This window comes from Bradyrhizobium zhanjiangense (genome assembly GCF_004114935.1).
In the GTDB taxonomy this organism is placed as follows: Bacteria; Pseudomonadota; Alphaproteobacteria; order Rhizobiales; family Xanthobacteraceae; genus Bradyrhizobium; species Bradyrhizobium zhanjiangense.
Genome location: NZ_CP022221.1, coordinates 4,430,378 through 4,449,120, shown reverse-complemented (window position 1 = coordinate 4,449,120; position 18,743 = coordinate 4,430,378). Strand labels below are relative to the sequence as shown.

Below are 18,743 nucleotides of genomic sequence, written 5' to 3'. Positions count from 1 at the left end.
GGACAGGAAGATTAGGCGCGAATAGCATTCTCTAAAATTGAATTCTAGAGAACGCTACCATCTCAAAAACGGAACGACGCCATGGAACTCAGCGATCTCCAGACCTTTGCCGCCGTCGCCCACACCGGCGGCATCACCCGCGCGGCCGAAGAGCTCAACACGGTGCAGTCCAACGTCACCCAGCGCGTGAAGGCGCTGGAGGCGGAGATCGGGACGCCGCTTTTCGAACGTCACAGCCGCGGCATGACGCTGACCGGCGCCGGCAAGCGCCTCCTGCCCTACGCGCAAAAAATGGCGGCGCTGTCGCGCGAAGCCTTGCTCGCCGCGCGTGACGATGGCGAGCCGAAGGGACCGCTCGCGATCGGATCGATGGAGACGACGGCGGCCGTGCGGCTGCCACCGCTGCTGGCGGACTTCCATCGCCGTTTCCCCGCCGTGCGACTTTCCTTGCGCACCGCGCCGACCGCCGACCTCGTCGCCGCCGTGCTTGACGGCACGCTGGACGGCGCCTTCGTCGCGGGCCCGATCGCGCATGCCGACCTCATCGCGACGAGCGCCTTCCGGGAGGAGCTGGTGCTGGTCAGCGCGCGGCGCTGGGCTTCGCTGGCCGAGCTGCGCGCCGGCACACCGGAATCCGGCCCGACCGCGCTGGTGTTCCGCACCGGCTGCACCTACCGTCAGCGGCTCGAGCAAGTGTTCGTCGAATTCGGCTGGCCGTCGGCCGCGCGCTTCGAGCTCGGCACGCTCGACGGCATGATCGGCTGCGTCGCCGCCGACATGGGCGTGACGCTGCTGCCGCGCGCGGTGGTCGAATGCAGCGCGATGAACGGCAACGTGTCGATCCACACGTTGAGCGCCTCGCACGCGCGCGTCGAGACCCTCTTCATCCAGCGCTGCGCCGGCCATCAAACCAGCGCGCTCAGTGGCTTTGCCGCGTGCCTGAAGAAGGATGAAGACGTCATCGCGGCCTGACGCGATGACGTCGTGGCAATCCGATGCTCGGGAATAGAAGTCCTATATTCGAATATCCTCATACGACTCGATCCGGCGCGGGCCGACCGAGGTCGCCTCGTGCGAATCCGCGTCGACAAGATTGCCGAAGTCGAGCTTGGTCAATTTCGTCAGGTCTGCGATCGAGACCTGGAAGACGCTGACATCCTCTTCGGACAACCGCTCGAGCAGATCCGCCTCCTGGATCCGGTCGATCTCCATGACCTGCTTTCGCTGGCTCATCAGGAATGCCGCCGCCTTGAGACCGTCGTCGTCGCGTCGGATCAGGATTTTCCAGAAGTATTTCGGAATTTGAACGCCACCGAAGCTCGGATCCTTGTGCGACTTGCCGGCCGGATTGGGCAAATCCGATCCGTCGGCATCCGGTCCGTCGAAGACCGGACCGTTCATCACGATGCCCTTCTCCTCGCCTTCGAGCAGGACATCGCGCGTATAATCCTCCAGTCCGGCCCAGAGTTGCTTGCCCTGGTTGAACGAGAAGAATTGCGGCGAGCAATTGGTGAAATGGAAAGAATCGTCGCCATGCTGCTTGGCGGCGGCGACGGTGTCGCCCCAGGTCGCATCGAGACGGCGCACGAGATGACCGCGATCGAACGGATTCTTGCTGCGGTCGGCCTCGAACGTGGCCTGCTTGCGGTAGAACTCGTCGCCGATCTGGGCCTCATCGTCGATGCGTGGATCGCGCAGCCAGGAATCGCCTTCGCGCTTGCCGACGTCCTGCTGCTCGCCGCCGTCGATATTGACGCAGCTGAAGAAGGCGAGCCTGCGCGCCTTGTTCATGACGACGCTATAGTTGAAATATTTCAGCTCGGACTGCTTGGAGCTACCCTTCAACATCGCAACCCGGGATTTGAGGGCGGCGGGTATCTTCGGCAAGGGGACGGAAAATTTGCCGCTGCCGAGAAAATTCGCCTTGTAGCCGGGCCGCGATTTCAGCGTGCTTTGATCGATATGCACCGCCTCCATGGGCAGGCCGTTCTTCGCGCTGATGTGAGGCAACAGGCCGACCGGCGGGACGATCAAGGGCTTGCCGCCGTTCTGCATGCCGCCGTTCGGCGCTCCGCCATTGCCCCCAAGGTTCGAAACGGGCGCCAGCGGAGCAATGTCCTTCCTGAACATTGGCAATGGCACGCGGATCGGGACCACCAGCGAGCTTCCGTCGACAGACTGCTCGACCCAGACACTCGCTCCGAAGGGAGCTGCGGCGGCCGGACGCGGGACTTTCGCGACCTCCTGCCGGATCGGCGGCTCCTCCTCGTCGAGCACCGGCTTGATCAGAGGGTGTGAGCCCACGGAAACCTTGAGATCGGCGACGATCGCGCTGATCCGGATGCCCTCGTTGGCGATCCAGTCGATCGAGGTTTCGTCCATCGAGGCATCCCACACTCTGCCATCCTTGGTCAGCGTGCGGCCTCGCGCGTCCTTCCTCGGGACGCCGCTGTGGTGCAGCGCGACCACCTGCCAGAAGCGGTTAAACGCCGGCGAGCCCGACGAGCCGGCCGTGGTATCGGTGTTGTACCAGAGGAAGTCACCGACATATTTGAGCAGCTTGTTCTCGCGGACGCAGACCTGCTTCATCTGCCCGCTGGGATGCTGGACGATGGTGAGGTACTCGCCAGGGTCAGCCTTGCCGGGCGCGCCACTGAGCGGCAGCCATCCCCAATCCTCGAGGTGTTCATCGCCTGACAGCGAGGTCGGCGCCACCGCGACGAGCGAGAAATCAAGCCTGTCGTTGGTGTAGAAGAATTTGCCCGGCTCGAATCCGAATCTGACCGGCACGCGCTCTTGTCCCGAAATGTCCAGTTCGTAGTTGAAATCGGCGATCGAATTGGCTGCGTCGGACGGCTTGCCGAAGACATGATGGTTCGTGAGCAGCAGGCCCGGCCCGATCAGAAAGCCCGAGCCATAGCCGAGCAGATTTGACCTCATATCCCTGAGCTGGATGCGACAGACCGGGCGCGAGGCCGCCGTACCCTTGGCGAGGTAGTTGATGCTGTCGAGATCGTTGCCCTGGATGATCCGCTCGAGGCCGATCTCGGCCGCCTGCACGTCCCGTGTCTCGGCGAAAAGCTGGCGCTGGCGCAGGCGTTTCTTCTCGACCGTCATCTCGATCGGGCCGTCGCCCAATTTCCGGTTCAAGGCTTCCGGTGAAAACTCGGCTTGCTTGAATCGCCTTTCTGAGCCCGCGATCAGGCTTGGCTTGATGAACATGATGACCTCTCGAAAATTCGGATGAATATCGACGTGCGGACGCTGAAAATTGCGCCAAGGCTGCAATGCGGCCTGATCTGCCGTTCACTGCCAATGATTGTTCAAATCGGGGTTGGCCCCCCTACTACTTTAGCCTCATAATCCTATCGCGCCACAACCAACGCGTCAATTGATGCCGGCTGCGCGCGCGGCATCATGTCATGGGGAGTGCTTTGCTTGTGTGAACTACGCAACAAATGATCGATCTTCGCGCATGTGTGCGTCACGGTTTCGAAAGGCTCAGACGGGTCCAAAGACGAGCTTCCGTCGCTAGCCCTTCCGGTGCCACCGCCGCAGCGCCACCAGAGCCCAGATCGCCTCGACCAGGCCGAACGGCCAGGCCGAACGGCCAGGCGCCCTGCAGGAAGCCGTAGGCCGAGCCGAGTGCGCAGGACACCGCAAACAGCAGCACGAACCAATGGCTGCGGTCTTCCAGTGCATAGCAGACCAGCATCGCCGTCACGGCAAACAGGCCGAATAGTGTCAGTGCATCCATGTCCAGGGTTCACTCCGCAGCGCGACGCGTGATATGCGCTAAGGCCATGCCGGCTCTTATCCTGCCACTCGTCGATGCTGCAACCCACTGGCCCGCACGCGGCGCGCTGATCGGGCTCGACCTCGGTACCAAGACCATCGGCGTTGCCGTGTCCGATCCCGACCGGCGGCTAGCGACCGGCGTCGAGACGATCCAACGCAAGGCATTCAAGCAGGATGCCGCCCGACTGCTCGCAATCGCGGCCGAGCGCAAGGCGACCGGTTTCGTGCTGGGCCTGCCCATCAACATGGACGGCAGCGAGGGCCCGCGCGCGCAGTCGACGCGCGCCTTCGCCCGCAATCTCGCCGGCCTGACCGCGCTCCCCATCGGCCTCTGGGACGAGCGGCTCTCGACCGCTGCGGTCGAGCGCGAGCTGATCGGCATGGATGTCAGCCGCGCCAAGCGCGCCGAGGTGATCGACGAGCATGCCGCGATCTTCATCCTGCAGGGCGCGCTCGACCGCCTCGCCAATCTTCGCGCTAGCCCGGGGATCGACTGATCCATGGCCGTCGTCATCGCGGCGCTGCTGCCGGTCTTCGTCCTCATCGTGCTCGGCGTCGTGCTGAAGCGCAGCCTGATGCGGCTCGACACGCAGTGGCACGGACTGGAGCGGCTGACCTATTTCGTGCTGTTTCCGATGCTGCTGATCCAGACGCTGGTGAAGGCCGACCTCTCCAAGGTGCCGGTCGCCGGCGTCGGCGGCGCGCTACTGCTGTCGGCGCTCGCGATGTCGCTGCTGTGCCTCGCGTTGCGCCCCGCTTTGTCGCGGCTCGGCATCGACGGCCCCGCCTTCACCTCGATCTTTCAGGGCGCAACGCGCTGGCAGACCTTCGTCGGGCTGTCGGTCGCCGCCAACCTGTTCGGCGACGTCGGGCTGGCGCTCGCCTCCGTGGCGATGGTCGCGATCATTCCCCTGGTCAACGTGCTCAGCGTCGTGGTGCTCGCCCATTACGCCGCGCCTGAAAAGCAGTCCGCACGCGCCATCGTCATGACGGTGATCCGCAATCCCCTGATCTGGAGCTGCGTGATCGGACTTGCCGTCAATCTGACGCATCTGCCGCTGCCGAAGCTCTGGCACGAAGTGGCGGATGCGCTGAGCCGCTCCTCGCTCGCGATCGGCCTGCTCGTCACCGGCGCCGGCCTGCATCTCGACGGCCTCTTGCGCCCGAGCATGGGAGCGGCGATCGGCGTCGTCTTCAAGCTCGCGCTGATGCCCGCGCTCGCGCTGGTGCTCGGTGCCTGGTTCGGGCTTTCCGGAAACAGCCTCGCGATCGTGGCGATCTGCGCAGCGGTGCCGACCTCGCCCAGCGCCTATGTCTTGGCCCGCCAGATGGGCGGCGATGCGCCGCTGCTGGCGCAGATCATCACGCTGCAGACGATTTTTGCGGCCATCACGATGCCGGTCGCGATCGCGCTGGCGGCCTAAGACTCGTCATTGCGAGCTCCCTCACCTCGTCATTGCGAGGAGCCCTTGCGACCAAGCAATCCAGAATACCTCCGCGGAACGATTCTGGATTGCTTCGCTTGCGCTCGCATGACGGAACGTGGGGCAACTGCCGTCAGACACCCAGCCACATCGTCAGCACCACTGCGGTCAGATTGTTGAGCGCATGCAGCACGGTCGTGAGCCAGAGCGAATTGGCGCGATAGCGCATGTAACCGAACCACAATCCGATGGTGAAGACCTCGGCGAGGAAGTACATGTCATACTGCAGGTGCACGACCGTCCACACCAGCGACGACAGGAGGATCGCGCCAGGCACCCGCAGGAAGCTTGCCGACCAGCCGCGATAGAGGAAGCCCCGCGCCAGGACTTCTTCCGACATCGGCGCCGCGACGCTGAAGGCGAACAGCAGCACCATTGCGGCGCCCTTGTCGCGGCCCGATTTCAACAGATCGGCCATGAAGCCCGGCGTCGCCTCGCGCCCGAGCGCGCGTGACATCGTCTCCCAGGCCAGTACCAGCAGGATGAGCCCCACGGCGCCGAACAGCAGTTGCCTCCAGGCCGGCCAATGCAGCGCGAGGTAATCGACGAAGGACGCCTGCTTGATACGAATGGCAAGCCAGACCGCGGCCAGCGTCGCCGGCAGGCCCATGGTGACCGACAGCGCCAGCGCCTGAGGCTCACGGCCGACGAGTTGCAGCGAGGCGAGGTCCACCGGCAGACCACGCGCCGCCACCAGCAGAACGATCGCGCCGATCTGCCCGACGAACATCGCGACGAAGATGAGGAGGCCCCACAGCGCCGTGCCCCAGAACATCCAGACGTGCGGCGTCGCAGGCGTTACCCTCAATGGCGGATGATCGGGATTAACGGAGTCCATCAAAAGGCTTTCTTTGGGAGACTCACGGCAGCGCGCGCTCCAGCAACGCGCGCACGTCGGCGCTGTCGAGCTCCACGGCACCGTACATGCTGGGGTGATTGGCAGCGAGACGCGTGCTCGCGAACAGTTCGGCATCGTGCGGTGACACGCCGTTCAGCGCCGCAGCCGCAGCGAGCAACGCCAGCTTCTCGACCGCAAGCCGCGCGACCCGTTCGCCGTCGGCGCGGCGGAAGGTCTTGCCGATGAACGCCACCGCATCTCCTGCCCCTGGTAGCCCCTTCGTCTCGGCGGCAAGCGCTTGCAGCACCGCCATCGCCGCCTCCGGCTCGCGCGAGAGCGCGCGCAGCACGTCGAGGCACATGACGTTGCCTGAGCCTTCCCAAATCGCGTTGACGGGAGATTCGCGATAGTGACGCGCCAAAATGCCGTCCTCGACATAGCCGTTGCCGCCGAGGCACTCCATCGCCTCGTAGAGGAACGGCGGCGCGCTCTTGCAGGTCCAGTATTTGATCGCCGGCGTCAGCAGGCGCATGTACGCGGCCTCCGCCGCATCGTGCGGCGTGCGGTCGAAGGCGCGGCAGAGCCTCATCACCAGGGCTGTGCTCGCCTCGACATGCAGCGCCATGTCCGACAGCACCGCCTGCATCAAGGGCTGGTCTGCGAGATGCTTTTGGAACACGCTGCGGTGACGGGCGTGATGCAGCGCATGTGCGAGGCCCGAGCGCATCAGGCCGACGGAGGCGATCGCGCAATCCTGCCGCGTCAGCTGCACCATCTGGATGATGGTGCGGATGCCCTTGCCCTCCTCGCCGACCGCTTGCGCATAGGCGCCGACGAATTCGACTTCGGAGGAGGCATTGGAGCGGTTGCCGAGCTTGTCCTTCAGCCGCTGGAATTGGATCGCATTCACCGAGCCATCCGGCGCAAAGCGCGGCATGAAGAAGCAGGTCAGCCCAGTGTCGGCTTGCGCCAGCACCAGGAACGCATCGCACATCGGCGCCGACATGAACCATTTGTGGCCGGTGATTCGGTAAGCATCGCCGTCGCGCACTGCGCGCGTCATGTTGGCGCGCACGTCGGTGCCGCCCTGCTTCTCGGTCATGCCCATGCCGAGCGTCATGCCGCGCTTCTCCCACCACGGCGCGAAGCTGGGATCGTAGCTTTTCGTCGACAGCACCGGCATCACGCGCGCGAGCAGATCCGGCTGCATCGCCAGCGCGGCCACGGAGGCACGCGTCATGGTGATCGGGCAGAGATGGCCAGTCTCGACTTGCGCGGCGATATAGAATTTTGCCGCGCGGATGACCTCGGCGGCATCGCCCGCGGGCTTCCCGTCCGCCGTCCACGTCGAATTGTGCACGCCGGCATGCGCGCTGTGCGCCATCAGCTCGTGATAAGAGGGGTGAAACTCGACCTGGTCGCGACGATTGCCCTTGGCATCGAAGGTGCGCAGTTTTGGCGTGTTCTCGTTCGCGACGCGCCCGCGATCAGCCATCGCGGCCGAACCCCAGTGCTTGCCGAACTCCGACAGCTCGCGTTCCGCCGCCGCGCCGCCATTGGCCTTGACTGCCTCGACCAGCGGCCGATCCACCGCGAACAGGTCGACGTTCTCGAACGGCGGCGACTGGTTGAAGACCTCGTGGGTCGCAAAGCTCGGCTGGGTCATCTGCGCTTCCTCGAACGGGGCCTTAGTTCCGCCGCGGCTGGATCGGGAAATCATAGGCCGCCCCGCCCGCCCCCGGCAGGGAAAAATGCCACCACTCCTTCGAATAGTTCACAAAGCCTTGCCTGGCCATCGCAGCCACCAACCGCTTGCGCCAGGCGCGCTGGGCCGCGTTGATCGATGGTGCCGCAGTATGGCCCAGCGCATCGGTACAGTCATAGCCGGTGCCCATGTCGACGCTGCCCTCCGGCGCCCGCGCCTCGGCCGGTGCCGTGCAATTGGCATAGATCCTTGACGGATCATATTTGGCGGAATTGTCGCCCTTCAGATCGACCAGAGTGAGATCGAGTGCCGCCCCGGTGGAATGCTGCGAACGGCTCGCGATGTAGCCGAGGCGGAACAGCTCGGTCTTGGGAATTTTGGGATTGTAGCGCCGCTCGGCGGCCGTCTCGTGGCCGTTCTGCGACCACTTCACCATGTCGAGCGAGGCCCGCGCCGGCCGGTAGCAGTCGAACATCTTGAGCGAGAGATTTTGCGCCGCCAGTTCCTCCTGAACTGCCTTCAGCCGCAGCCCCACCTCCCGCTTCACCACGCATTCGCCGGCGCCATAGCCGGCGAGCGGACGGCCAACGAAATTGTTCGATGTGGCGTAGCGGATGTCCTGGATGATGCTGGGATCGATGTCGCGCAGGTACACGAAACCGCCGGGCAGCGATTGGGCGTGGGTAGGCGAAACGATAGCCATCACGACAATCGCAATCAGAAGTGATCTCACGCTATGGCCTCCGGACCGTCATGCCCGGGCTTGTCCCGACCACGTTGTTTTGCGTCAAATGCGATAGAAGAACGTGGATGCCCGGCACAAGCCAGGACAAGCCCGGGCATGACAGGGAGGATGACGTCGCGCCGCCCGCGCCGACAGATCAGGGGATAACTCACTTCCCCGTCTTTGCCCCTTGCTCCCCCCCCCGTCCCCCCCTATAGCTCTGCTTTTAATGACATCGAAATCGACCTTCGTCCTCGGCCACCGGCATTTGCTGGGCACCGAGGGCCTTTCCGCGGCCGACATCACCGGCCTCCTCGACCTGTCCGAAGAATATGTCGAGCTTAACCGCCAGGTTGACAAGAAGCGCACCGTCCTGCGGGGACGGACGCAGGTGAACCTCTTCTTCGAGGCCTCCACCCGGACCCAGTCCTCGTTCGAGCTCGCCGGTAAGCGGCTGGGTGCCGACGTCATGAACATGTCGGTGTCCTCGTCCTCGATCCGCAAGGGCGAGACCCTGATCGACACCGCGGTGACGCTGAACGCGATGCACCCTGACATCCTGGTGGTGCGCCATCACGCCTCCGGTGCGGTGGAACTGCTGGCGCGCAAGGTCGACGGTTCCGTGATCAATGCCGGCGACGGCGCGCATGAGCACCCAACGCAGGCCCTGCTCGACGCGCTCACCATCCGCCGCAACAAGGGTCGGATCGAGGGCCTCGTGGTCGCGATCTGCGGCGACGTGCTGCATTCGCGCGTCGCCCGCTCCAACATCATCCTGCTCAACACCATGGGCGCCCGCGTCCGCGTCGTCGGCCCCTCCACGCTCTTGCCGCCCGGCATCGAGCGGATGGGCGTCGAGGTCGCGCGCGACATGCGCGAGGGCCTCGAAGGCGCCGACATCGTCATGATGCTGCGGCTGCAGCGCGAGCGCATGAACGGCTCCTTCGTGCCCTCGTCATCCGAATACTTCTATTATTTCGGGCTCGACCAGAAGAAGCTCGCCTACGCCAAGCCGGACGCGCTCGTGATGCATCCCGGCCCGATGAACCGCGGCGTGGAGATCGACTCGATCGTGGCCGATGGCGCCCAGTCCCTGATCCGCGAACAGGTGGAGATGGGGGTTGCCGTGCGCATGGCCGTGCTGGAAGCGCTCGCCCGCAACCTGCCGAACGCGTGATGCCGATGTTGACCGACCGCCGCCCCATCCTGCTCGCCAACGCCCGCGTCGTCGATCCCTCCAGGGATTTCGATGGTGTCGCCGACGTCCTCATTGCCGACGGCACCATCCGCGAGACTCGTCGCGGCATTGGTGCGGCCGGCGTCCCCGAAGGCACCGACATCGTCAATTGCACCGGCAAGATCGTGGCGCCGGGCCTGATCGACATGCGCGCCTTCGTCGGCGAGCCCGGCCTCAGCCACCGCGAGACCTTTGCCTCGGCGAGCCAGGCCGCCGCGACCGGCGGCATCACCACCATCATCTGCCAGCCCGCCACCTCGCCCGTGATCGACAATTCTGCGACGGTCGACTTCGTGATGCGGCGCGCGCGCGACACCGCGATCGTCAACATCCAGCCGATGGCGGCCCTCACCAAGGGCATGCACGGCGAGGAGATGACCGAGTTCGGCCTGTTGAAAGCCGCCGGCGCGGTCGCCTTCAGCGACGGCGACAGGAGCGTGACCAACGCCCAGGTGATGCGCCGCGCGCTGACCTACGCCCGCGACTTCGACGCGCTGATCGTTCATCACACCGAGGATCCCAACCTCGTCGGCGAAGGCGTGATGAACGAGGGCGAGTTCGCCACCCGGCTCGGCCTGATGGGCATTCCGAACGCCGCCGAAGCCGTGATGCTGGAGCGCGATCTGCGGCTCGTCGCGCTCACCGGCGGCCGCTACCACGCGGCGTCGCTGACCTGCATCGACTCCCTCGAGATCCTCGAGCGCGCCCGCGACGCCGGGCTTACCGTCAGCGCCTCGGTCTCGATCAATCATCTGGCGCTGAACGAGAACGACATCGGGCCCTATCGTTCGTTCCTGAAGCTGTCGCCTCCGTTGCGCACCGAGGACGACCGCCGCGCGCTGGTGGCGGCGCTCGGCTCCGGCCTTCTCGACGTCATCATGTCCGACCACAATCCGCAGGACGTCGAGGTCAAGCGCCTGCCGTTCGCGGAAGCCGCTCCCGGCGCCGTCGGACTCGAGACCATGCTGCCCGCGGGCCTGCGCCTCGTGCACAATGGCGAGATGGAACTGAAGACGCTGATCCGCGCGATGTCGACCCGACCGGCGGAGCTGCTCGGGCTACAAGGCGGAACCCTGCGCGCCGGCAGCCCGGCGGATGTCATCGTGATCGACCCCGATACGCCGTGGGTGGTCGATCCCGCCGACCTCAAATCACCCTGCAAGAACACCCCGTTCGACGAGGCGCGCTTTACAGGCCGCGTGGTGCGCACCATTGTCGGCGGACGGACGGTGTACGAGCATGTCTGACGCGCGCGATCGTTCGACATGGAGATTCAGCCATGGGGCTTGAAGCATTTTTGCCGGTGGCCTTCGTCATCGGCTACCTCCTCGGCTCGATTCCGTTCGGGCTGATCCTCACCAAGCTCGCGGGCACGCAGGATATCCGCTCGATCGGCTCCGGCAGCATCGGCGCCACCAATGTGCTGCGCACGGGACGCAAGAGCCTTGCCGCGGGCACCTTGCTGTTCGACGCGCTCAAGGGCACTGTGGCCGTGGTGATCGCCGGCTACATTGCAGGCCCCAATGCCGCCATGGTGGCCGGGCTCGGCGCTTTCCTCGGCCATCTCTTCCCGGTCTGGCTCAAGTTCAAAGGCGGCAAGGGCGTGGCCGTCTATATCGGCATCCTGCTCGGCCTGTTCTGGCCTGGCGCCGTCGTGTTCTGCCTGCTCTGGCTGGCGACCGCCTTCACCACCCGCTACTCCTCGCTCTCCGCGCTGGTGGCGGCGTTCATCACGCCGATGTTCCTGTGGTGGTTCGGGCACCTCGCACTGTCTGCTCTGACAGCGGTGCTGACGCTGTTGCTGTTCTACGCGCATCGCGAGAACATCAAGCGCTTGCAAGCGGGCAAAGAAAGCCGGATCGGCGAGAAGGCCTAGAGTGTTTTCGAGCGAAGCGGATGCCGGTTCGCGTCAAGACAACGCATCAAAACAAGAATCCAAAGCCGGGCGTCTACGGATACCGAAGCGGTCCTTCCACATTAAATCCCAAATCCTGTTCGCAACTTGCGGCCGAATCACTGTTGTATTGGCCAGCGGGGTTCTGGGGCTGTCATCCTGACAGCGTGGATAGCGTTACGCGGTAGCTCAGAATGAGCGAGAAGATTGTCGGCGCGCATGACGGGGTTGGTTCGCAGGGTGCTCCGGGCACCGCAGCGAGCCGACTGCTGTCAATGACCAACATCTGGTCCGATGCGGCCTCGCCGCCTCCCGCACCAGAACCTGCTCCCGCTTTACCGCAAGCACCGCAGCCTGATCTCGTTGTGCAAGCACCTGCGACAGTCGAGCCGGCTGCACCGGTCGCGCCCGCGCGGACGCATTCCGATCAATGGCCGCCGCGAAAACTGTCGCTGGCGCTTCAGGGCGGCGGCACCTTCGCCGCCTTCACTTGGGGCGTGCTCGAGCGGCTGCTGGAAGAGCCCTCCATCGCGATCGACACCATCAGTGGCGCCAGCGCCGGCGCCATCAACGCACTCCTGCTCGCCTCCGGCTTTGCCGAAGGCGGGCGCGAAGGCGCCCGGTCACGGCTGAACCGGTTCTGGCTCCGCCTGATGCACGAAGCCTCGTTCCGCGCGCTGATGCTGGTCGGCGGCTTCTCGCCGGCGGGAAGCTCGGTCGCGTTCGGGCCGACGCTGCGCTCCGGCCACTTCGATCCGTTCGATCTCGATCCGCTGCGGCAGGCGCTGTCGCGCGACATCGATTTCGCCGCCCTGCGCCATCCGAACTGTCCGAAGCTCTTGATCGCAGCGACGCGGATCCACGACGGCCAGCAACAGATCTTCCGCAATGACGCTGTCACCGCCGACGTCGCGCTGGCCTCGACCTGCCCGCCCCTCGTCCACTGCGCCGTCGAGATCGACGGCGAGGCCTATTGGGACGGCGGCTTTGGCGGCAACCCGCCGCTGCTGCGGCTGGCGCAGGAAACGACCACGTCCGATGTCCTGCTGGTCCAGGTCACGCCGGCGCGCGACAGCTACGTGCCGATCACGCTCGCCGCGATCGACCGCCGGCTCGACCAGATCGCGGCCAACGCCGCGCTCAACGCCGAGATCGCCGCGATCGAATGGGCGCAGGCTCATGCCGCGCCATCGCTGCGGCTCTCCAGGATCGCGGCAGAAGACTTTGTTGATGGGCTGGCGCAGCGCTCGTCCACCGATCTCGGCCGCGGCTTCATTCGCCTCCGGCACCGCAGCGGCCGCGAGGCCGCGGAGCGCTGGCTGAAGCAAGGTGCGGATAGCAGCGCCGCGCTGGCAGCATCCGGCCAGCGCATTGTTGCCGACGAACCCGCACTAGCCTGATTTCGCCAGCGCGTCCTCCAGGAACCAGGCCGCTGCGAGTGCGAGCGGATCGTTGCCGAAGCGTGCGATCACCTGCACACCGATCGGCAGGCCGCCGACCTTCAGCACCGGTACGTTGACGCAAGGATTGCCCATCAGCGTCCAGAGCCTGTTGTAACGGGGATCGCCCGTGGTCGCGAGCTCCTTGGCCGGCGCCGTGCCCGGCGCGGAATAGGTCAGGAGCACGTCGACGCCCTCGAACAGCTCGCCGAGCTCGCGGCGGCCGCGCCGGCTGATCCGCCGCGCCTCGTCATATTCCTTCGGCGTCAGGCCGGCCGTCGCGTCGAGACTGGCGCGCAGCATCGGCGCGATCTCGTCGTGGCGTTCGGAAAACTCCCAGGCCAGCGCGCGATGCGCCTCGAAATCCTGGACGATCGGATGGATGTGCCAGGCCTCCTGCACCGCTTCGGGCAGATCGATGGTCTGCACGCTGGCGCCGGCGCGCGTCGCCGCCTTGATCGCGGCTTGCAGTCCCTCTTCGGCCGCCGGCTCGACAGCGCCGGCGAACTCCTGCCTGACGACGCCGATCCGCGGCGACTTCGCTGCGGCGATGCCGGAGAATTCGCTGCGCCCCGTCATCGCCAGCAGTCCGCGCGCGAGATCCTCCGCGCGCGCGCCGAACAGGCCGACCGTGTCGAGCGCCCACGAATAGCATTTGACGCCGACCGTCGGCAGCATGCGGAACGACGGCTTGATCGCGGCGGTCCCGCAATAGGCGGCGGGGCGGATCACCGAGCCGCCGGTCTGGGTGCCCAGCGCCAGCGGGATCATGCCGGCGCCGACGGCTGCCGCGGAGCCGGAGGACGAGCCGCCTGGCGAATGGCCCGTGTTGTGCGGATTGCGCGTCGGCGTGGGATCGCGCGAGGCGAACGCCGTGGTCGTGGTCTTACCGATGATGGTGGCGCCCGCCCGCTTCAGCATCATCACGACCGGCGCATCCGAGCGCGGCTGCCAGCCGCGATAGATCTCCGAGCCCATCTCGGTCGGCATATTGGCGGTGTCGATGATGTCCTTGATCCCGACGGCGATGCCGCGCAGCGGACCGGCGCCTTGCGCCTTCGCGGCCTTGTCGTGGCGGACGAAGGCGCGGACGTCCTTCTCCTTGGCCTCGATCGCCGCATGCGATTGGGCTATCGCGGCATCGGGCGACAACTCGCCGGCTTCAATGCGGCGCTGGAGGTCGGCGAGTGAGATCATGGCAAAATCCTTCTTATTGGCATCGCTTTTAGCATTGGGGCGAAGCCGCGCAAGCGCACGTCACTGTTGCGCAACGCCCTCAGGTTGTTCCATGCTGCACTCACAAGGAGACGCCGTGGACGCCATCAATCCGAGCGTGGACCTGACCGAGGCTGAGCGGATCGACCACCTGCGGCTGATCCGCTCCGACAATGTCGGGCCGCGCACCTTCCGTTCGCTGGTCGACCATTTCGGCACCGCGCGCGCCGCGCTGGAGCGGCTGCCGGATCTGGCGCGCCGCGGCGGTGCGCAGCGATCGGGGCGCATTTGTAGCGCCGATGAAGCGAAGGCCGAGCTCGCCGCAAGCCGCAAGTTCGGCATCGCCTGGCGCGCGCCCGGCGAAGACGGCTATCCGGCGCGGCTCGCAACGCTCGACGATGCGCCGCCATTGCTCGCGGTGCGCGGCGACGCGAAAACCTTGATGCGACCGATGATCGCGATCGTCGGCTCGCGCAACGCCTCCGGTGCCGGCTTGAAGTTTGCCGGCCAGCTTGCGCGCGAGCTCGGCGAAGCCGGTTTTGTCATCATTTCCGGCCTCGCCCGCGGCGTCGACCAGGCCGCGCATCGCGCGAGCGTCGAAGGCGGCACGATCGCCGTGCTCGCCGGCGGGCATGATTGCATCTATCCGCCCGAGCATGGCGACCTGCTCGCCGCGATCCTCGATCACGAGGGCGCCGCGATTTCCGAGATGCCGCTCGGCCATGAGCCGCGTGCCCGCGATTTTCCCCGCCGCAACCGCCTGATCTCCGGTGCATCGCTCGGCGTGGTCGTGGTGGAAGCGGCGCACCGCTCGGGCTCGCTGATCACCGCGCGCATGGCGGCCGAACAGGGCCGCGAGGTGTTCGCAGTGCCCGGCTCGCCGCTCGATCCGCGCGCCGCCGGCACCAACGATCTGATCAAGCAGGGCGCAACGCTCGTCACCGAGGCCGACGATATCGTCAATGCGGTACAGCCGATCATGGAGCGCCCGCTGATGCATCCGGCGAGCGAGCCAAACAGCGAGCCGTTCGAGAGCGATCCGCAAGGCCACGACCGCGACCAGATCACCGGCCTGCTCGGCCCCGCCCCAATCTCGATCGACGATCTCGTGCGGATGTCCGGCGCCTCGCCCGCAATCGTGCGTACCGTGCTCCTGGAGCTCGAGCTCGCCGGCAAGCTGGAGCGTCACGGCGGCGGGCTGGTGTCGCTGCTCTAGTGCTGGGTCTCTGACGTCTTGTTCACTGGAGAGACGTCATTCCGGGGCGCGACGAAGTCGCGAGACCGGAATCCATTCGTCCACGCACTCTGCGGCTAGATGGATTCCGGGCTCCCTCGCTCCGCTCGGGCCCCGAAATGACGGAATGGATCGTCGGAGTCGCAACCCTAGCCGTCGTTGCGCTGATCGAACTGCGTCCGTGCCGCCTCGATCTGGCCCAGATGGTCCTTTGCCCATTTGCCGAGCGCCTCGACAGGCTGCGACAGTCCGTGGCCGAGATCGGTCAGCTCATAGTCCACGCGCGGCGGGATGGTCGGAAAGATCGTGCGCGTGACGAGGCCGTCGCGCTCCAGCCCGCGCAGCGTCAAGGTCAGCATCCGCTGCGAGATGCCGTTGATCATGCGCTTCAGCTCATTGAAGCGCTTCGGCCCGTCGCTGAGCATCATGATGACGAACACGCTCCATTTGTCGCCGACACGGGACAGCACGGAGGCGACCCCACGACAATCCGCATGGTTGGGATCCGGCCTTGGGCCGGGCCTCGTATCTGGTTTTGGATTTGGCCTCGGCGGAGCAGGCAAATCGGTGTTTTCAGGTTTCAATAATGTGCCCATGGCTCAAAAAAGTGCGTTCTTGCGAGGATTTCGATAGTCACTCATGTAGCGCTGGTTACAATCTTATACCAGGGTGACCCCAAATGAAACTCCTCCACCTCGACTCCAGCGTCCTCGGCCCCCACTCCGTCAGCCGGCAGGTTTCCGCCGCCATCGTCGACCGGCTGCGCCAGGCGACGCCCGGGCTCGACATCACCTATCGCGACCTGACCCAGACCCCGCTCGCCCATCTCTCCGGCTCGCATCTGGCCGCCGCGCAAGGCGCGCCGGCGCCAGCGGAACTCGCAACCGATCTTGCCGCGAGCGCAGCCGCGCTGGACGAGTTCTTGGCCGCCGACATCGTCGTCATCGGCGCGCCCATGTACAATTTCACGATCCCAAGCCAGCTCAAGGCCTGGATCGACCGCATTCTCGTGGCGGGGAAGACGTTCAAATACGGCGCGACCGGACCTGAGGGGCTCGCCGGCGGCAAGCGCGTGATCGTCGCGATCTCACGCGGCGGCTATTACGGCTCCGAGACGCCATACGCGGCCGGCGAGCATCTCGAAACCTATCTGCGCTGGGTGTTCGGCTTCATGGGTATCACTAGCGTCGAATTCATCCCTGCCGACGGCATCCAGGTCGGGCCGGACCATCGCGAGAAGGCTCTCACCGGCGCGCTCCAGGCCGCAACCAGCCTGCGCGCCGCTTGAGATCACGTGACCGGTCGCCGCGAAATCGTCTGCGGCGGCCGGTCGTCGGTCGCACGATCTGCGAAGCTAGATCCAGACGCCCTGCATGCCCAGGATCACGGCGACGAGCGAGACGAACAGGCCAATTGCGGAAAATAATGCGACCGCGACGAGTTCGGATGTACCGGAGCGCTTCACCGGAACGGCGGATCTTCGCGGTGATGGAATCGCGGAAAAAATACGGGCTGCTTTCGGCATCGCAGACTCCCTCAGATGAGTCTTCTGACCCCGTAAGAATGTATTGGCGGTATGCGCGAAGGTTCAACGCCTTACGCAAGATTTTGGAAACATCCCGCAAGGCACAGGAACCAGCTGGCGCAACTGCGTGCACCGCGCCGGCCGATTCAATTTGCGCTTGATTTGATCAGCCGCGATAGATCGGCGCGCCGCTCGGCGAGGCCACCGCGCCGCCGTCGACGAAAATCTCCTGGCCCTGCACATGGGCGGAATCATCGGAGGCGAGGAACAGCACCGTCTTCGCAACATGATCCGTTTCGCCGATCCGCCCGAGCGGCGTCGATAGCGCGATCCGCTTCTCGAACGCCTTCTCGGCCTCGGGCGTCGCGACCGCAGGTCCCCAGATCGGCGTGCGGATCGCACCGGGCGCCACCACGTTGACGCGAATGCCGCGCGGCGACAGTTCCGAGGCCATGGTCCGCGCCATCGCGCGCACGCCGGCCTTCGCGGCGCCGTAAGCGGAGTAGCCGGGAATGCCGAGCACGGAGATCACCGAACCGTTGAGGATGATCGAGGCATTGTCGTTGAGATAGGGCAGCGCCGACTGAACGGTGAAGAACACGCCAGTGAGGTTCGTGCTGATGACCTTCTCGAAGACGTCCAGCGTCGCCGAGCCGAGCGGCGTGCCGCCGGCGATACCGGCATTGGCAAAGACGATGTCGAATTTGCCGAACGTCTCGGTGCCTTTCTTGATCGCGGCTTCCGTCGCGGCGATGTCGGTGGCGTCGGCGGCGAGCGCCAGCGCATTCGGCCCGAGCTCCTTCGCAGCCGCCTCCAGCGTCTCCTTGTTGCGCCCGGTGATCACGACCCTGGCGCCCTCGGCCACGAACAGCTTTGCGGTCGCAAGGCCAATGCCGCTGTTGCCGCCGGTAATCAGGGCCGTCTTGTTCTTCAGTCTCACGCTCGCCTCCAGTAGTTGCATGATGAAACTACATTGCCATCTAGGGCAAATGGTTTTATGATGCAACCACACAAGCGCGTGATCGGACCCGCCCACTCCGACGGAAGCGATAGAGACGAGACCATGGTGAAACGAACGAGCTTTGAGGGCGATGCCTGCCCGATCGCGCGATCGCTGGAGGCGCTCGGCGACTGGTGGTCGCTGCTGATCATCCGCGAGGCGCTGTTCGGCCTACGCCGTTTCGGCGAATTCCAGAGCAAGCTCGGCATGGCCAAGAACATCTTGGCGGCGCGGCTGCGCGCGCTGGCCGATCACGGCATTCTGGAAACCGCCCCCGCCTCCGACGGCAGCGCCTACCAGGAATACGTGCTGACGCCCAAGGGGCGCGGCACCTTCCCGATCCTGGTGGCCCTACGGCAATGGAGCGAGGAGTTCGACGATCACCCCGCGGGGATCGCGACGATCCTGGTCGATCGCGAGAAGGGCCGCCCGGTGAAGAAGCTCGAAATGCGCGCCGAGGACGGCCGCCTGCTCAGCCCCGCCGATACCGCGCTGAAGCCGCGGCCGGCGCGACGGCGGCGGTCGGCGGGATAGCAACGCGCTGCCGCCCCACCGTCATTGCGAGCGCAGCGAAGCAATCCAGAGTCTTTCCGCGGCGGCAGTCTGGATTGCTTCGCTACGCTCGCAATGACGACGTTGATGCAGCGTAC

Annotated in this window: 18 protein-coding genes and 1 pseudogene; 10 read left to right on the top strand and 9 right to left on the bottom strand. The window is 65.5% G+C overall.

The window, feature by feature from the left end:
• The first annotated feature begins 81 nt into the window (after window positions 1-81).
• Window positions 82-972: a LysR family transcriptional regulator gene (locus tag XH85_RS21175; RefSeq protein WP_128933326.1), complete on the top strand. Its 891-nt coding sequence runs from the start codon at window positions 82-84 to the stop codon at window positions 970-972.
• 42 nt (window positions 973-1,014) lie between these two features.
• On the opposite strand, the gene XH85_RS21170 is transcribed toward XH85_RS21175, so the two are convergent.
• Window positions 1,015-3,222, bottom strand: coding sequence for a DNA/RNA non-specific endonuclease (locus XH85_RS21170; protein ID WP_128933325.1), 2,208 nt, complete (start codon window positions 3,220-3,222; stop codon window positions 1,015-1,017).
• A gap of 309 nt (window positions 3,223-3,531) precedes the next feature.
• Window positions 3,532-3,757: pseudogene (locus XH85_RS21165) on the bottom strand (hypothetical protein).
• 46 nt (window positions 3,758-3,803) lie between these two features.
• On the opposite strand from XH85_RS21165, the gene ruvX reads away from it, so the two are divergent.
• Together ruvX and XH85_RS21155 are read left to right on the top strand one after the other, a co-directional pair.
• On the top strand, window positions 3,804-4,295 hold the full coding sequence (ruvX, locus tag XH85_RS21160; RefSeq protein WP_164934948.1) for a Holliday junction resolvase RuvX: 492 nt from the start codon (window positions 3,804-3,806) through the stop codon (window positions 4,293-4,295).
• A 3-nt stretch (window positions 4,296-4,298) separates the two neighbouring features.
• On the top strand, window positions 4,299-5,222 hold the full coding sequence (locus XH85_RS21155) for an AEC family transporter (protein WP_128933324.1): 924 nt from the start codon (window positions 4,299-4,301) through the stop codon (window positions 5,220-5,222).
• Window positions 5,223-5,355: 133 nt separating this feature from the next.
• Here XH85_RS21155 and XH85_RS21150 read toward each other — a convergent pair whose 3' ends face one another.
• From XH85_RS21150 to XH85_RS21140, 3 genes are read right to left on the bottom strand one after another with little or no spacing between them, the layout of a single operon-like run.
• Window positions 5,356-6,120, bottom strand: coding sequence for a CPBP family intramembrane glutamic endopeptidase (locus XH85_RS21150; RefSeq protein ID WP_128933323.1), 765 nt, complete (start codon window positions 6,118-6,120; stop codon window positions 5,356-5,358).
• A gap of 22 nt (window positions 6,121-6,142) precedes the next feature.
• On the bottom strand, window positions 6,143-7,786 hold the full coding sequence (locus XH85_RS21145) for an acyl-CoA dehydrogenase family protein (RefSeq protein WP_128933322.1): 1,644 nt from the start codon (window positions 7,784-7,786) through the stop codon (window positions 6,143-6,145).
• 22 nt (window positions 7,787-7,808) lie between these two features.
• On the bottom strand, window positions 7,809-8,528 hold the full coding sequence (locus XH85_RS21140; RefSeq protein ID WP_128937368.1) for a M15 family metallopeptidase: 720 nt from the start codon (window positions 8,526-8,528) through the stop codon (window positions 7,809-7,811).
• 250 nt (window positions 8,529-8,778) lie between these two features.
• Here XH85_RS21140 and XH85_RS21135 point away from each other — a divergent pair, with 250 nt between their 5' ends.
• The 4 genes from XH85_RS21135 to XH85_RS21120 all read left to right on the top strand — a co-directional run bounded on the left by XH85_RS21135 (window position 8,779) and on the right by XH85_RS21120 (window position 13,080).
• Entirely contained in the window at window positions 8,779-9,726 is a 948-nt protein-coding gene (locus XH85_RS21135) for an aspartate carbamoyltransferase catalytic subunit (protein ID WP_128933321.1), read from the top strand.
• Window positions 9,727-9,731: 5 nt separating this feature from the next.
• Window positions 9,732-11,033 (top strand): dihydroorotase, encoded by a 1,302-nt coding sequence (locus tag XH85_RS21130; protein ID WP_164940927.1) that lies wholly within the window; start codon window positions 9,732-9,734, stop codon window positions 11,031-11,033.
• 32 nt (window positions 11,034-11,065) lie between these two features.
• A complete protein-coding gene (gene plsY, locus XH85_RS21125) occupies window positions 11,066-11,662 on the top strand; it encodes a glycerol-3-phosphate 1-O-acyltransferase PlsY (RefSeq protein WP_128933319.1) in 597 nt (198 codons plus the stop codon).
• A 212-nt stretch (window positions 11,663-11,874) separates the two neighbouring features.
• Window positions 11,875-13,080, top strand: a complete 1,206-nt coding sequence (locus XH85_RS21120) for a patatin-like phospholipase family protein (RefSeq protein ID WP_128933318.1) — start codon at window positions 11,875-11,877, stop codon at window positions 13,078-13,080.
• Here the strand turns inward: XH85_RS21120 and XH85_RS21115 are convergent.
• On the bottom strand, window positions 13,072-14,316 hold the full coding sequence (locus XH85_RS21115; protein WP_128933317.1) for an amidase: 1,245 nt from the start codon (window positions 14,314-14,316) through the stop codon (window positions 13,072-13,074). The genes XH85_RS21120 and XH85_RS21115 overlap by 9 nt on opposite strands.
• Window positions 14,317-14,407: 91 nt before the next feature.
• Between XH85_RS21115 and dprA the strand changes: the two genes are divergently transcribed.
• The gene (gene dprA, locus XH85_RS21110) at window positions 14,408-15,550 is read left to right on the top strand and encodes a DNA-processing protein DprA (RefSeq protein WP_128933316.1); all 1,143 of its coding nucleotides are present in this window, start codon (window positions 14,408-14,410) and stop codon (window positions 15,548-15,550) included.
• A 167-nt stretch (window positions 15,551-15,717) separates the two neighbouring features.
• On the opposite strand, the gene XH85_RS21105 is transcribed toward dprA, so the two are convergent.
• The gene (locus XH85_RS21105) at window positions 15,718-16,164 is read right to left on the bottom strand and encodes a winged helix-turn-helix transcriptional regulator (RefSeq protein ID WP_128933315.1); all 447 of its coding nucleotides are present in this window, start codon (window positions 16,162-16,164) and stop codon (window positions 15,718-15,720) included.
• Window positions 16,165-16,247: 83 nt separating this feature from the next.
• On the opposite strand from XH85_RS21105, the gene XH85_RS21100 reads away from it, so the two are divergent.
• Window positions 16,248-16,856, top strand: a complete 609-nt coding sequence (locus tag XH85_RS21100; protein ID WP_128933314.1) for an FMN-dependent NADH-azoreductase — start codon at window positions 16,248-16,250, stop codon at window positions 16,854-16,856.
• A gap of 66 nt (window positions 16,857-16,922) precedes the next feature.
• Here the strand turns inward: XH85_RS21100 and XH85_RS21095 are convergent, their stop codons facing one another.
• Window positions 16,923-17,093, bottom strand: coding sequence for a hypothetical protein (locus tag XH85_RS21095; protein WP_128933313.1), 171 nt, complete (start codon window positions 17,091-17,093; stop codon window positions 16,923-16,925).
• A gap of 166 nt (window positions 17,094-17,259) precedes the next feature.
• Entirely contained in the window at window positions 17,260-18,033 is a 774-nt protein-coding gene (locus XH85_RS21090; RefSeq protein WP_164940802.1) for an SDR family oxidoreductase, read from the bottom strand.
• Window positions 18,034-18,156: 123 nt separating this feature from the next.
• On the opposite strand from XH85_RS21090, the gene XH85_RS21085 reads away from it, so the two are divergent.
• Window positions 18,157-18,627, top strand: a complete 471-nt coding sequence (locus tag XH85_RS21085) for a winged helix-turn-helix transcriptional regulator (RefSeq protein WP_128933311.1) — start codon at window positions 18,157-18,159, stop codon at window positions 18,625-18,627.
• Window positions 18,628-18,743 lie beyond the last annotated feature (116 nt).

Bases quoted from the DNA above. Each gene is read 5' to 3' on its own strand.
- XH85_RS21130 (WP_164940927.1), top strand. From the start codon at position 9,732: ATGTTGACCGACCGCCGCCCCATCCTGCTCGCCAACGCCCGCGTCGTC.
- XH85_RS21100 (WP_128933314.1), top strand. From the start codon at position 16,248: ATGAAACTCCTCCACCTCGACTCCAGCGTCCTCGGCCCCCACTCCGTC.
- dprA (WP_128933316.1), top strand. From the start codon at position 14,408: ATGCTGCACTCACAAGGAGACGCCGTGGACGCCATCAATCCGAGCGTG.
- XH85_RS21115 (WP_128933317.1), bottom strand. From the start codon at position 14,316: ATGATCTCACTCGCCGACCTCCAGCGCCGCATTGAAGCCGGCGAGTTG.
- XH85_RS21155 (WP_128933324.1), top strand. From the start codon at position 4,299: ATGGCCGTCGTCATCGCGGCGCTGCTGCCGGTCTTCGTCCTCATCGTG.
- XH85_RS21120 (WP_128933318.1), top strand. From the start codon at position 11,875: ATGAGCGAGAAGATTGTCGGCGCGCATGACGGGGTTGGTTCGCAGGGT.
- XH85_RS21140 (WP_128937368.1), bottom strand. From the start codon at position 8,528: ATGGCTATCGTTTCGCCTACCCACGCCCAATCGCTGCCCGGCGGTTTC.
- ruvX (WP_164934948.1), top strand. From the start codon at position 3,804: ATGCCGGCTCTTATCCTGCCACTCGTCGATGCTGCAACCCACTGGCCC.
- XH85_RS21150 (WP_128933323.1), bottom strand. From the start codon at position 6,120: ATGGACTCCGTTAATCCCGATCATCCGCCATTGAGGGTAACGCCTGCG.
- plsY (WP_128933319.1), top strand. From the start codon at position 11,066: ATGGGGCTTGAAGCATTTTTGCCGGTGGCCTTCGTCATCGGCTACCTC.
- XH85_RS21170 (WP_128933325.1), bottom strand. From the start codon at position 3,222: ATGTTCATCAAGCCAAGCCTGATCGCGGGCTCAGAAAGGCGATTCAAG.
- XH85_RS21095 (WP_128933313.1), bottom strand. From the start codon at position 17,093: ATGCCGAAAGCAGCCCGTATTTTTTCCGCGATTCCATCACCGCGAAGA.
- XH85_RS21105 (WP_128933315.1), bottom strand. From the start codon at position 16,164: ATGGGCACATTATTGAAACCTGAAAACACCGATTTGCCTGCTCCGCCG.
- XH85_RS21175 (WP_128933326.1), top strand. From the start codon at position 82: ATGGAACTCAGCGATCTCCAGACCTTTGCCGCCGTCGCCCACACCGGC.
- XH85_RS21145 (WP_128933322.1), bottom strand. From the start codon at position 7,786: ATGACCCAGCCGAGCTTTGCGACCCACGAGGTCTTCAACCAGTCGCCG.
- XH85_RS21135 (WP_128933321.1), top strand. From the start codon at position 8,779: ATGACATCGAAATCGACCTTCGTCCTCGGCCACCGGCATTTGCTGGGC.
- XH85_RS21085 (WP_128933311.1), top strand. From the start codon at position 18,157: ATGGTGAAACGAACGAGCTTTGAGGGCGATGCCTGCCCGATCGCGCGA.